The organism is Rhizobium lentis (assembly GCF_017352135.1).
Classification (GTDB): domain Bacteria; phylum Pseudomonadota; class Alphaproteobacteria; order Rhizobiales; family Rhizobiaceae; genus Rhizobium; species Rhizobium lentis.
The window spans coordinates 4314531-4327774 of record NZ_CP071454.1; the positions used below are offsets into that span (position 1 = coordinate 4314531).

The 13244-nt window shown below is 62.9% G+C and carries 10 protein-coding genes and 1 pseudogene; 8 read left to right on the forward strand and 3 right to left on the reverse strand.

Annotated elements, in window-relative coordinates; genetic code table 11:
* Positions 1–42: 42 nt before the first annotated feature.
* Positions 43–1131 (reverse strand): recombinase RecA, encoded by a 1089-nt coding sequence (gene recA / locus J0663_RS21130; protein ID WP_207242295.1) that lies wholly within the window; start codon positions 1129–1131, stop codon positions 43–45.
* Between the two features lie 229 nt (positions 1132–1360).
* On the opposite strand from recA, the gene J0663_RS21135 reads away from it, so the two are divergent.
* Positions 1361–2305, forward strand: coding sequence for a carbohydrate kinase family protein (locus J0663_RS21135; protein WP_207244559.1), 945 nt, complete (start codon positions 1361–1363; stop codon positions 2303–2305).
* Positions 2306–2393: 88 nt separating this feature from the next.
* Entirely contained in the window at positions 2394–3320 is a 927-nt protein-coding gene (locus J0663_RS21140; protein ID WP_207242296.1) for a pseudouridine-5'-phosphate glycosidase, read from the forward strand.
* A gap of 259 nt (positions 3321–3579) precedes the next feature.
* Here the strand turns inward: J0663_RS21140 and cckA are convergent, their stop codons facing one another.
* Entirely contained in the window at positions 3580–6183 is a 2604-nt protein-coding gene (gene cckA / locus J0663_RS21145) for a cell cycle histidine kinase CckA (protein WP_207242297.1), read from the reverse strand.
* Between the two features lie 308 nt (positions 6184–6491).
* Here cckA and J0663_RS21150 point away from each other — a divergent pair.
* Together J0663_RS21150 and J0663_RS21155 are read left to right on the forward strand one after the other, a co-directional pair.
* Positions 6492–7516: pseudogene (locus J0663_RS21150) on the forward strand (flagellar biosynthetic protein FliO).
* A gap of 393 nt (positions 7517–7909) precedes the next feature.
* Positions 7910–8545 (forward strand): DUF1062 domain-containing protein, encoded by a 636-nt coding sequence (locus tag J0663_RS21155; protein ID WP_207244560.1) that lies wholly within the window; start codon positions 7910–7912, stop codon positions 8543–8545.
* A 90-nt stretch (positions 8546–8635) separates the two neighbouring features.
* Here the strand turns inward: J0663_RS21155 and dksA are convergent, their stop codons facing one another.
* A complete protein-coding gene (gene dksA / locus J0663_RS21160) occupies positions 8636–9055 on the reverse strand; it encodes an RNA polymerase-binding protein DksA (RefSeq protein ID WP_008525884.1) in 420 nt (139 codons plus the stop codon).
* Positions 9056–9330: 275 nt separating this feature from the next.
* Between dksA and J0663_RS21165 the strand changes: the two genes are divergently transcribed.
* The 4 genes from J0663_RS21165 (at position 9331) to J0663_RS21180 (ending at position 13214) form a co-directional block, all read left to right on the forward strand.
* On the forward strand, positions 9331–9825 hold the full coding sequence (locus J0663_RS21165) for a SixA phosphatase family protein (protein ID WP_207242298.1): 495 nt from the start codon (positions 9331–9333) through the stop codon (positions 9823–9825).
* 76 nt (positions 9826–9901) lie between these two features.
* Positions 9902–11374 carry a YcjX family GTP-binding protein gene (locus J0663_RS21170; protein WP_207242299.1) on the forward strand — a complete coding sequence of 491 codons (1473 nt, stop codon included), beginning with the start codon at positions 9902–9904 and terminating at the stop codon, positions 11372–11374.
* On the forward strand, positions 11371–12453 hold the full coding sequence (locus J0663_RS21175) for a YcjF family protein (protein WP_207242300.1): 1083 nt from the start codon (positions 11371–11373) through the stop codon (positions 12451–12453). The genes J0663_RS21170 and J0663_RS21175 overlap by 4 nt, the downstream gene beginning before the upstream one ends.
* Positions 12454–12662: 209 nt before the next feature.
* Positions 12663–13214, forward strand: coding sequence for a hypothetical protein (locus tag J0663_RS21180; protein WP_207242301.1), 552 nt, complete (start codon positions 12663–12665; stop codon positions 13212–13214).
* Positions 13215–13244: the final 30 nt, after the last annotated feature.

Consider the following 13244-nt stretch of genomic DNA (forward strand, 5'->3'; position numbering starts at 1 on the left):
AATGCGGCCGGCTGAGCTATGCGATAAGTTCAGGCGTGAAGCTTACATTTCCGCGGCAGAATCGCCATCGTCTGCATCCGGTCCGCCGTTCTGCAGGAAGCGATCGGCGATCAGACCGGCATTCTGGCGCAGCGCCAACTCGATTTCGCGGGCGAGATCCGGATTGTCGCGCAGGAAGGTCTTGGCGTTTTCACGGCCCTGACCGAGACGCTGGCTGTTATAGGAGAACCAGGCACCCGACTTCTCGACGATGCCGGCCTTGACGCCGAGATCGACGAGTTCGCCTGTCTTCGACACGCCCTCGCCATACATGATGTCGAACTCGACCTGCTTGAAGGGCGGCGCCATCTTGTTCTTCACGACCTTGACGCGGGTCTGGTTGCCGACCACCTCTTCACGCTCCTTGACCGAGCCGATGCGGCGAATATCGAGGCGCACGGAGGCATAGAATTTCAACGCATTGCCGCCCGTCGTCGTCTCCGGCGAACCAAACATGACGCCGATTTTCATGCGGATCTGGTTGATGAAGATCACCATGGTGTTCGATCTGGAGATCGAGGCGGTGAGCTTGCGCAGCGCCTGGCTCATCAGGCGCGCCTGCAGGCCGGGAAGGCTGTCACCCATCTCGCCTTCGATTTCGGCGCGCGGCGTCAGCGCGGCGACCGAATCGACAACCAGAACATCGACGGCGCCGGAGCGCACCAGCGTATCGGTGATCTCAAGCGCTTGCTCGCCGGTATCCGGCTGCGAGATCAGAAGGTTCTGCAGATCGACGCCAAGCTTGCGGGCATAGACCGGATCGAGCGCATGTTCCGCATCGACAAAGGCGCAGATGCCGCCCTTCTTCTGCGATTCTGCAATGGTCTGCAGTGCAAGCGTGGTCTTGCCCGAGCTTTCCGGCCCGTAGATCTCGATGATACGGCCCCTCGGCAGGCCGCCAACGCCAAGCGCGATATCGAGACCAAGCGAGCCCGTCGAAATCGTCTCGATCTCGACAACGTTCTCGTTGGAACCGAGTTTCATGATCGAGCCCTTGCCGAACGACCGCTCTATCTGTGAGAGTGCCGCTTCAAGCGCCTTGCTTTTGTCCACCGATTTGTCCTCTACCAGCCGCAATGAATTCTGAGACATCCGATCCACCTTTAGGTTATTGAAGCCGCTCAAGCAATGTCGAGTTTGTACCCTATTTGTTCCACTCTCGCAATAGGCGAACAAACAATTGAAAGAAAAAGGTAAAACGGTCCGTGTTCTATATTTGTTTTATCGATGCAAAGCAACGGCTTAGGCCATATCTGCCGCCTTTGTCGCGGCAGGGCGAAGCGCATCGATTCGCCCTTTGCGCGTTATGAGAGCGGGTGTGTTGATGAAAAAGATTCTCGTTCTCGGCGGCGCCCATATCGACCGGCGCGGCCGCATCTCCGGCGAAACGGCGCCGGGCGCCAGCAATCCCGGCACATGGTTCGAGGAACCGGGCGGCGGCGGTTTCAACGCGGCGCGCAATCTTGCAAGATTGGGTTTTCACGTGACGATGATCTCGCCGCGCGGCGGCGACGCCATCGGCGAAATGGTCGGCGAAGCCGCCGATTTTGCCGGCATCGACGACCGGCCGTTCGTCTTCCTCGACCGCAAGACGCCAAGCTACACAGCGATCATCGAGAAGGATGGCAACCTGGTGATCGCCCTTGCCGATATGGATCTCTACCGCTTTTTCGTGCCGCGGCGCCTTTCCATCCGCTGGGTGCGCGAGGCCTTCGTCGCTCATGACTTCATTCTCGTCGACGCCAACCTGCCGGAAGAGACGATCGCGGCGATCGTCGCCAAGGCGCATTCTCTGGCCAAGCCCGTCGCGGCCATCGCCATCTCGCCGGCCAAGGTCATCAGGCTGAAGCCGTGCATCGAGACCATCGACTATCTCTTCCTCAATGAGGCTGAGGCCGCCGCCCTTGTCGGGCAACAGCCGCAGGAGGCGGCCGGCTGGCCGCCGCTGCTGAAGGCGATCGGCATCAGGAGCGCCGTCGTTACCCGCGGCCGGCACGAGCTCGTGGCGTTTTCCGAAGGCCGCGCCGTCACGCTGCAGCCGCCGGTCGCCGACACCGTCGCCGATGTCACCGGCGCCGGCGATTCGCTTGCCGCCGGCACGCTCGCGGCCCTGATGGCAGGCCTGCCGCTCGAGCAAGCCATCCGCCACGGCGCGGCGGCGGCAGCGCTCACCGTTCAGTCGCGGCACGCCGTCAACGAAAATCTGACCCCGGATATGCTGAATGAGGCGCTTGCCCTTGTTCCCACGGTCGGAATTCTGCATTGAAGCGGCTCATTAGATAGTTGAGCATGATGTCGCCCGAACACTGCCGACGGGTGTCGGCATCATGCTCTATCGACGACAGGACAAGACCATGACCAAGCCCATTTCTCCTCTTCTGCCGATCGCCTATTCGAAGGAGGTCGCCAGCGCCAAGCAGCGCGGCGCGCCACTGGTAGCGCTGGAATCGACCATCATTACCCACGGCATGCCCTATCCCGGCAATATCGAAATGGCGCGCAGCGTCGAGGCGATCATTCGCGAACAGGGCGCCGTGCCGGCGACGATCGCCGTCATCCACGGCACGCTGCATATCGGCCTCGAAGCTGCGCAACTGGAGCAGCTCGCCAAGGCGACGGAGGTGATGAAGGTGTCGCGCGCCGATCTCGCCTTCGCGATCGCTGAGCGCCGCACCGGCGCCACCACAGTCGCGGCGACGATGATCGCAGCGGCTCGCGCCGGCATTCGCGTCTTCGCCACCGGCGGCATTGGCGGCGTGCACCGCGGCGCCGAGGAAAGCTTCGATATTTCAGCCGATCTCGAGGAACTGGCCCGCACCGGCGTCATCGTCGTCTGCGCCGGCGCCAAGGCGATCCTCGACATTCCGAAAACCTTGGAAGTGTTGGAAACCCGCGGTGTGCCGGTGGTCACCTATGAGAGCGAGGAATTCCCCGCCTTCTGGTCGCGCTCCTCAGGCATACCAAGCCCGCTCTCGCTGAACAGCCCGGCCGCCATCGCCAATTTCCAGACTGTGCGCGTACAGCTCGGCATCGACGGCGGCATGCTCGTCGCCAATCCGGTACCGGAAGCCGACGAGATCGCTCGCGAAGAGATGGAAATCTACATCGAGCGGGCACTCGACAGCGCCGAGCGCGACGAAGTGACCGGCAAGGCGGTGACGCCCTATCTGCTCTCGACCATCTTCGATCTGACGGACGGCCAGAGCCTGAAGACAAATATTGCGCTTGTTGAAAACAATGCGCGGCTGGCGGCGGAGATTGCCGTGGCGCTTGGTGAGTGAGAGGTGATGGGGGCGGCCGGAAGCACCTTGGCAGATAGGCGGTGCCGTGCCACACCCCTCTGCCCTGCCGGGTATCTCACCCACAAGGAGGGAATCGGCTTGGCGTGCTGGCGTCCCCAAGCAAATATCCATTACAGCTCGGCGCAACGTTCATGTGACGCGAAGGTTTCACCGCTTGTAATCCCCCCCACCTCTGGGGGAGATGCCCGGCAGGGCAGAGGGAGGGTGCGGCACGGCACGACCTCTCTGACGCACACCCTCACCCGTCCAGCGTTTCCTTGACCACGACGGCGAGCTGTTTCAGCGAAAACGGCTTCGGCAAAAATCCGAATTTCGCATCCGGCGGCAGGTTGCGGGCAAAGGCATCCTCGGCGTAGCCGGAGACGAAGATGAATTTCAGGTCGGGATAGTTCTTGCGCAGCTCGCGCAGCAGCGTCGGGCCATCCATTTCCGGCATGACCACGTCGGAAACGACGATATCGACCTTGCCGTCAAGCTCTTCCATGATGCTCAGCGCCTCGACGCCCGAGCCCGCCTCATGCACGGTGTAGCCGCGCGTTTCCAGCATGCGCTTGCCGCCGCGGCGCACCGCTTCCTCGTCTTCGACGAGAAGGACGACGGCCGAGCCGGTCAGGTCCTCCGGCTGCTGCGCGGCGGCTGCCTCCGGCGGCGTGCCAACGGCGGCAATGGCGTTGTCGATCGCGCCGGCTTCGGCCGCAACCGCCGGCTCGGGGATGTAACGCGGCAGGAAGACGCGGAAGGTTGTGCCCTTGCCGACTTCGGATTCCGGCTGGATGTAACCGCCCGATTGTTTGACGATGCCATAGACCATGGCAAGGCCAAGCCCGGTGCCCTTGCCGACTTCCTTGGTGGTGAAGAACGGTTCGAAGATCTTGTCCATGATTTCAGGCGCGATGCCTGTGCCGGTATCAGTGACCTCGACCAGCACCATGTCCTCGGCCGGCATGTAGGAATAGTTGAAGGCGGAGACATCGTCAGCCGTCAGATTGCGGGTGCGTAGCGTCAGCGTACCGCCTTCGGGCATCGCATCGCGCGCATTGACGCAAAGGTTGATCAGCACCTGCTCGAACTGCGAAAGGTCGGTTTTAACGGGCCAGAGATCGCGCCCATATTGCACGTCGAGCTTGACATTGGTGCCGGAGAGCAGCCGGTCGACCAGCATCCGCAGGTCACCGACGACGTCGGTCAGGTTCAGCACCGAGGGCCGCATCGTCTGCTTGCGTGAGAAAGCGAGCAGTTGGCGCACCAGCACGGCGGCGCGGTTGGCGTTGCGCTTGATCTCCATCAGATCGGCAAAGCTCGCATCGGAAGGACGCGCCTGCAACAGCAGGTGATCGGAAGACAGCAGGATCGCCGTCAGCACATTGTTGAAGTCGTGCGCGATACCGCCGGCAAGCGTTCCGACAGCGTTCATCTTCTGCGTCTGCGCCATCTGGGCTTCCAGCGCCTTCTGTTCGGTCACCTCGACGGCGTAGACAATCGCTGCCTCTTCCGGCGCCTCGTCGCTCTGGTCAATGACGGCATTGACATAGAAGCGGAAATAACGCGCCTCGTCGGTCGGCGTGCGGGTGTCGAGCGGCGGGATGTCACCCTGCCGGTCCTTGGCAGCCGCTAACGCCGCGGCCAGCTGCGGACGATCGCTCTCCTGCACGATGGTTTCGAGGTGCGGTGCCTTTTCCAGATCGTCGCGCGAGACGATGCCGGAGAACAGCTTCAGAAACGGCGCATTGGTCCGCAGGATTCGTCCGTCGCCGTCGACCGAGGCGATTGCCATCGGCGTATTGTTGAAGAAGCGGGTGAAGCGCATGGCGGCGGCCGATGCGGACTGGCCGCTCTCGCTGCTCCTTTCGCGCGCCAGCACGATCGTCCGGCTTTCACCGGGGGCGCCGTCGCGCATCGAGGTGACGCTGTGGATGATCTGCACCGGCAGGCTCTGGCCGTTGGTCTTGCGCAGGTCGAGATCGAGCGTCACGGTCTTCTTCAGGCCGGGTTCGGCCTGCACCGACTGAATCAGCGCCAACCCCTCTCCGGCCACGAGATCGCCGATCGACATCGAGCCCGGCAGGAACTTGGTCAGGTCGAGGCCCAGCCACTCGGCAAGCGTCGCGTTCAGATAGAAGATCTCGCCCTTCCTGCCGGCGGAGAAGAAGCCGGCCGGCGCATGGTCGAGATAGTCGATCGCATTCTGCAGCTCCTTGAAGAAGCGCTCCTGGTCGTCGCGTTCGGCGGTGATGTCGGTGATTTGCCAGATCTGCAGCGGCTTGCCGCCATTCTCCTCCGGCTGCAGCAGCCGCGCCTTCAGCCGGTACCAATGTGCGCCCGAGCTGTTGCTGCCAGGCCCGACGGCGCGCAGAAGGCGGAATTCCTCACGTCCCTCCTTGCCCTCGCGCAGACCATTGACCAGCCGGTAGAGCGCCTCGTTGGATTCGCGATGGCGCGACAGCAGCGTTTCCAGCGTCTGCACCTCGGTCGCCTTGCGCGCGCCGGTCAGCGCGCCATAGGCGGCGTTGGCATAGATGATCCGGCCCTTTTCGTCGGTGATTAGCGTGCCGTCGGGATGGCTGTTGAGGAAGGCGCGCGCCAGGCTGTCGGACTGGCGCTGCGGCATCACCTCGATGAAGCCGATGACCGAGGACACCAGGAAGAAGATGCCGACCATGGCCAGCACGCCGAGGCCACCGAGCACGACCTCGTTATCGAGCGATCGTTTGAAGACGATGAAGCCGCCGGCGGCCGCGATCAGCACGAGCGCCAAGAGAAGAATGCGCAAAACCGTGCCAGAACGCCCCCCGCGATCCACAAGCGGTGCGTTATACTCGTCGGCCTGACGCGGTTTCGTCATGTATTCCTCGCATAAGCCCTTCCTATTTCGTAGCACGAAGACGAAGCAGGAATCAGGCACTCTTTCCTTCTTAGCAATTTGCCACGCCGGCAAAAACACCGGTCGCCTGCAAGACCGCTTGAATTCACAGGCAAGAGCGCCATCTGCGCCTGATGCCTGCCGCAGCTGCCCGTGCATGGGCCGGCATCAGGCGCAATCCGGCATAACACGAAATCGCGTTCGCGCTTGACTGGACAGGACCGGCGGCCCTTGCCTAAGGAACGGAAAAGTCGTCAATATGTGCCGAATGTGAAATGGAGTGAGTGACCATGTTCGATGATCTTGTCGCAGCTTACGGCAGCCGTTTTCTGCTTGCGGCCGGTGGCGTCGGACTGGCGCTTCTCCTGCTCATTCTGGCGCTCTGGCTGATCCGAGGACGCGCCCCCTCGCCCTTCGTGCGCGGCGGCCGCAACCGCCAGCCCCGCCTGCAGGTGCTGGATGCGGCAGCGGTCGATGCCCGCCGCCGGCTGGTGCTGGTGCGCCGTGACGATGTCGAGCATCTGATTATGATCGGCGGCCCGACCGATATCGTTATCGAAAGCCGCATCCTGCCCGAGGCGGCGGAACAGCCGGAAAGCATCTATCGCCCTGAGCCGGCCGAGGAGCGGCCGGTAGCGGTGCGGCGGCCGGAAACACCGCCTGTTTCCCCGGCCCATCCGCCTGTCACAACCCGCGCCGAACCGGCAGCCGAACCCTCCTTCGCTGCGCCCGCCGCGCCGGAGCCGCCTCGGCGCGCCGAGCCGTCGGCCCCGGCCGCCGTGCCGCCGGTGGCCACCAGCCCTCTTCCGCCGGAACCCGCCACGGCACCTTTATCGGCCGAACGCGACCTTTCCCCGCGCGCTGTCCCGCCCCCATCGCGCGCGCCGGAGCGCCCTCCGCTCCCGCCGCCGCGCAACCGGCACCGTTCCGCGATACCGCGAGCGCCGCCGAAATCCTGGATGCCGCCCGCCAGCGTGTGCTGCCGCAGCAGCGCATCGAGCCCGAGGTCTCCGCCCCGGACATGCCGGCGCCGCGCACCGCACCCGCTTCGGCCGATGACGATGCGGCAGCGCAATCGGCAGCGGCGATCCGCCGTGATTTCCAGCGCGTGCTGGAGCAGGAAATGGCGAACAACCTGACGGCCGAGCGCATCGTGCCGGCCCCGGCGAACCAGGCACCCCGCCAGGCCGCACCGCAGCCGGCCAACCTGCCACGCCGCGATCCCGAGCTTGCCCCCATCACCGGAGCCGACACCGAACTGCAGAAGGAAGTTGCCCGCATTTTCGGCGAAATGAGCGTCAATCGCGACAAGTAAGGAACACCGACATTCGGTTGCTACGCTTCAGCGTTCGTCATTAAGTTGCATAAAAGCCGCAATGCCGCGGCTTTTTTCCTCGCGGGCTCCCTATCGCTCCGATCATTTGCTATCGATGATAGGTGAAGAGCATTGGCGCATTCGAGGTAGACTTTGCCTAAGTAAATACCGGTCTCACACCAGTTTCACCCGTACTGCCGCAAGCGACCCGCGGGCGGCATGCGAACATGTTCATCGGGTGGTGGCGAGAGACCGGTTTGGCATTGTTACAATGTGCCATGTGCAGCTCCACTGTCTCAGCTCTTCAGCCGCCCACAACATCGCCATACCGCGCCCGCAAGGCCTTTCTCACGCACCATCTTGGTGGACTTCCGAACGGAAGACCAAGACGATATGTGCAAAACACTTCGGGTCCGATGGACCATCATCCCCACCATAGCGCCCCAGCCTTGGATTGTGTGCGGCGGATGCGGAGGCCTCAGAGCCTTCCGCTCCAGCGGCAAGATCCGCCTTAACGCCAACGGCCGCAAGCTCGACGCCTGGCTTATCTACAAATGCCTGGTCTGCGAAAGCACGTGGAATCGGCCGATCTTCGAGCGCCGAAATCTTCGTGACATCGATCCGATGATTCTCGACGCGCTGCAGTCCAACGATCCGGATTGGGTTCGGGCCGAAACGTTCAATCTTGATGCGCTGCGGCGCAAGTCGCAGCGGGTGGATGAGTTCGCCGAATGCGACATCGCCAAGGAGATACGGCACGAGACCGCAGGTTGGACAAGCCTGGAAATAGAACTGCTGGTTCCGTTTCCGACAAACACACGCCTGGATCGGCTGCTGGCCAGCGAGTTGAAGATGTCGCGCTCCCGCCTGCAGGCGCTGCACCAACAGGGCGTCTGTCGAATGGAGCCCAACCGGGCAGACATCATGCGGCGGCGCATCAGGAATGGCACCCTCGTCATGATCGATCTCGCCACGGAGGCCGAGCGGGAGCACTTCTGGAAAGCGTTGGCGACAGGCGCCCCGCTATGACCTCTCCCGAAACGCCGGGGCAGGTGCTCAACAAGAAAAGCGCCGCGAACAGATCGCGGCGCTAATATCCCTCATGCGTGCATGGGAACGTCATTCGTCGCGGTAGACCTTTTCGCGACGTTCGTGGCGCTCCTGCGCCTCGATCGACAGCGTCGCGATCGGACGGGCGTCGAGACGCTTGAGACCGATCGGTTCGCCGGTTTCCTCGCAATAGCCGTAGGTGCCGTCTTCGATGCGCTGCAGCGCCGCGTCGATCTTGGAGATCAGCTTTCTCTGCCGGTCACGGGCGCGAAGTTCGATTGCCCTGTCGGTTTCCGACGATGCCCTGTCGGCGAGATCGGGGTGGTTTGCGCTTTCCTCTGCCAAATGGTCGAGTGTTTCGCGCGCTTCTCTAAGGATATCGTTTTTCCAGGCAACCAGCTTCGCCCTGAAGTAGGCACGCTGGTTTACGTTCATGAACTCTTCCTCTTCCGAGGGAACGTAATTGCTAAGATCGATCTTCTCACTCAACGCGATTCTCCTGAAGAACATCTCATCTGGCCGGGTGTATATCCCAAGCGCTAGCCGCGATTCAAGCCAAATACGACAGCGAAACAGATTTTTAAATCTGTTACAATTTTCGGCTAACGGGCTATTTTCTCTTGATTATTCGCGCTGCCAATTTTTGCTTCGCCTTCAAAACGCCGTGTTGTCGGCCACGTGTGGGGCCATTGCGACATGGCTGGCGGTTGACGGCGGCCGATCGCAACCGCTACTGAAAAGACCCGCCGATCCTGGATTTGCCCATGACCGTACCGCTGCCTCCGCCCAATCGCATCTACCTCCTGCGTCATGCCGAGGCCGCCCGGGCCGAACCCGGACAGCGCGATTTCGACCGGCCGCTCAACGAAAAAGGTTATGGCGATGCCGAGATCATCGCCGACAAGGCCGCCGACAAGGGCTACCGTCCCGATCTTCTGATCAGCTCGACGGCGCTGCGCTGCCGCGACACCGCCGATGCCGTCCATCGGGCGATGGGGCTCACGCTCGACGTCCGCTATGTCGACGTGCTTTATGACGCCACGGTCGACAATTATATCGAGATCGTCGATGCGCAGGATGAGGCGGCCGTCATGCTGGTCGGCCACAACCCGACCATGGAGCAGACACTCGAGGCGCTGATCGGTCAAAAGGCGATGGTCAAGGCCCTTCCCCACGGCTTTCCGACGGCAGGCCTTGCCGTCATCGATTTCGACGCTGCCGCCGCCGTCTGGCGCCTCACCGATTTCGTGGTCGTCTGAAGTCTTTCGCACCGCTTCTTTTTCGCGCGGCGCTCCCTTCCTATATTGCCCGGCAGTCATCAACCGGAATCGCGCCTTGCCGCCACGCCTGACATCCCTCGCCGACGACGCCCGCATCGCCTTCGACAATCTCGCCGACCGGGCGAGCGGCCTTGTCAATCCGACCGTCCGGCTCGGCGTTACCGGCCTCTCTCGTTCCGGCAAGACGGTCTTCATCTCCTCGCTCGTCCACAATCTGCTGCATGGCGGCCGACTGCCGCTGTTCGAGCCGGTGCAGTCGGGGCGCGTTTCAGCCGTGCGGCTGGAGCCGCAGCCGGATGACGCCGTGCCGCGCTTCCAATACGAGGATCATATCCGGGCGCTGGTGAAAGACCGCATCTGGCCGGATTCGACGCGCGCCATTTCCGAATTGCGTATCACCCTGGATTATCAGAGCGCCAGCGGCTGGAACCGTCTGTTTTCGCCCGGCCGGCTGTCGATCGATATTGTCGATTATCCCGGCGAATGGCTGCTCGACCTGCCGCTGCTCGGCAAGGACTACCGCACCTTCAGCGAGGAGACGATCGCACTTGCCGAAACCGGTGTCCGTTCGGAGCTGTCGCGCGGCTGGCTGGCGCTCACCCGCGCCGCCAATATCCGTACCGACGCCGACGAGATGATCGCCCGCGATCTCGCCAACGCCTTTGCCGATTATCTCAGAGCCTGCAAGGCTGATGAACGCTCGCTCTCCACCTTGCCGCCCGGCCGCTTTCTTCTGCCCGGCGATCTCGAAGGTTCGCCGGCGCTGACCTTCGCGCCGCTCGCCTTGCCGCCGGAAGGGCATGCCGGCCGCGGCTCGCTCTGGGCAATGATGGAGCGGCGCTACGAGGCCTATAAATCGGTCGTCGTCAAACCTTTCTTCCGCGAGCACTTCGCCCGGCTCGACCGCCAGATCGTGCTGGTCGACGCGCTGCAGGCAATGAACCGCGGTCCCGAGGCCGTGCAGGATCTGGAGCGCGCGCTGACCGATGTGCTCGCCTGCTTCCGCCCCGGCACCAACTCGCTGCTCTCCTCGCTGCTCGGGCGCCGCATCGACCGTGTGCTGGTCGCCGCCACCAAAGCCGACCATCTCCATCATGAAAGCCACGACCGGCTCGACGCGCTGACCCGCCGCCTCGTCGATCGCGCCATCGCCCGCATCGGCATGGCCGGCGCCGGCATCGATGTGATGGCGCTCGCCTCCGTGCGTGCCACCCGCGAGGCATCGGTCAAACGCAACGGCCATGACCTGCCTGTCATCGTCGGTACGCCGATGGAGGGCGAAACCATTGCCGGCGAGCGCTTCGATGGCCAGAGAAAGACCGCGATTTTCCCCGGCGATCTGCCGCAGGATCCGGAAAGCCTGTTCGATCGCATCGCCTCCGAGACCGGTGACACCCTGCCCGACGTCAATGTCGTCAGATTTCGACCACCGCATCTCGAGGAAACCGGCAGCGGCATCAAGCTGTCGGTGCCGCATATCCGCCTCGACCGCGCCATGCAGTTCCTGTTCGGAGACCGTCTCGCATGACTAAGCCCCCCTCCGATCTGCCACGCCGCCCGCCCGCCGTCTTCGCTTATGAGGATGAGGCTGCAGGGCCTCGTGACAACGGCCGGCAACCGCGGGGCTCACGCAAACCGGAAAGCTTTTCGGAAGAGATCGTCTTGACGCCCGACGAAGAGGATCCCTTCATCAATGCTGACAGGGATCTGAGCGCCGTGCCGGTGGCAGCGCCGCGCAAGCGGCGGCGCACCTCCTTCGGCAAGATCGCCGCCGCGGCCTTTGGCATCCTGCTGTCGCTCGGCATCGGTCTCTGGACTGACCGGCTGATCCGCGACCTCTTCACCCGCGCCGACTGGCTGGGTTATACTGCTATTGGGGTGCTGGCGGTCGGCATCGTTGCGGTGCTTGCCCTCGTTATCCGCGAGACCGCGGGCATGATGCGCCTTGCCGCCGTTCAGGCGATCAAGGCCGAAGCAGAGGCAGCGATCCTGGAAACACGGCCGGCGAAGGCGCGCGTCGTCGTTGCGCGCCTCACCACGCTTCTTTCGACCAACGCCGAGACATCGAAGGGCCGCGCGACGCTGAAAGCGACCGAGGGCGAGGTCATCGACCCGCCGCATCTGATCGCCTTGGCCGAACGCGAACTGCTCGCTCCTCTCGACCGCAAAGCGCGCGCCCTCATCGTCAATGCCTCCAAGCGCGTCTCGATCGTCACAGCCGTCAGCCCGCGCGCGGTCGTCGATCTGCTGTATGTGCTCTACGAAGCCGTGCGCCTCATCCGCGCCATGGCCGAGCTCTACGGCGGCCGCCCCGGCACGCTCGGCATGGTCCGCCTGCTGCGTGACGTGCTGGCGCATCTCGCCGTCACCGGCTCGATCGCTGTCGGCGACAGTCTCATCCAACAGGTGCTCGGCCATGGGCTGGCCTCGAAGCTCTCGGCCCGACTCGGCGAAGGCGTTATCAACGGCTTGATGACCGCCCGCATCGGAATCGCGGCGATGGATCTCTGCCGCCCGCTTGCCTTTCGCGCGGTGAAGCGACCGGGAATCGGTGATTTCATTGGCAATCTCACCCCTTCCATGTCACCGCGTGGCAACAATCCTTAACTGCCAAGACGATTCCGCAGCCCTTACCTCCCGTGGCGTCAAGTTAGCAAAAATGAGCAGATTCAATATCGTAGCGCCCGGATTCTAAAATCCGCCAGATATGGCTGCTCTGCGAGCCCTCGCATTTCGGCACAATTGAAAGGAAGGATTAACCATTATTCGGCAAAACTTGGCATCAGTTCGTAAGTGGTGTTTGCCAAGGAAAGTCCATGTATTCGCGCAAATTTCTCATCGTATGCGGCCTGGCCGCCGCGGCATTGTCTCCCGTCGCAGACGTCGCTCCGGCAGCCACGGCTGCAACCCGTGACAAGGCCTTCTTCGAATCCGTCACCGGCTCCTGGAAAGGCCCCGGCGAGATCGTCGCCGGCAAGTACAAGGGTACGAAATTTACCTGCAACCTGACCGGCGAGCCCACTGGCGACAGCACTGCCGGCATCAAGCTTGACGGCACCTGCCGCGTCGGCGTTTTTAAACAGCCGATGACCGCCGTCATCTCGCAGTCGGGCTCGACCTACAAGGGCAAGTTCCTCGACGGCGCCGCCGGCAAGGGTCTTGACGTCGTTTCCGGCGCCGTAACCGAGGATACCGTCGTTGTCGGTATCAACCGCGCCAAGCTGAACGGCGCGATGATCGCCCGGGTGCGTGACGACAAGACGATGAACGTTACCGTTTCGGTCAAGGTCGAAAGCCAGATGATTCCGGTTATCGGCCTGACATTGATCCGTCAGGTCGACGAAATGGCCGTCGGATCCATCCAGTAGACAGATCGCATGACGGGTTTTCCTGAAGCG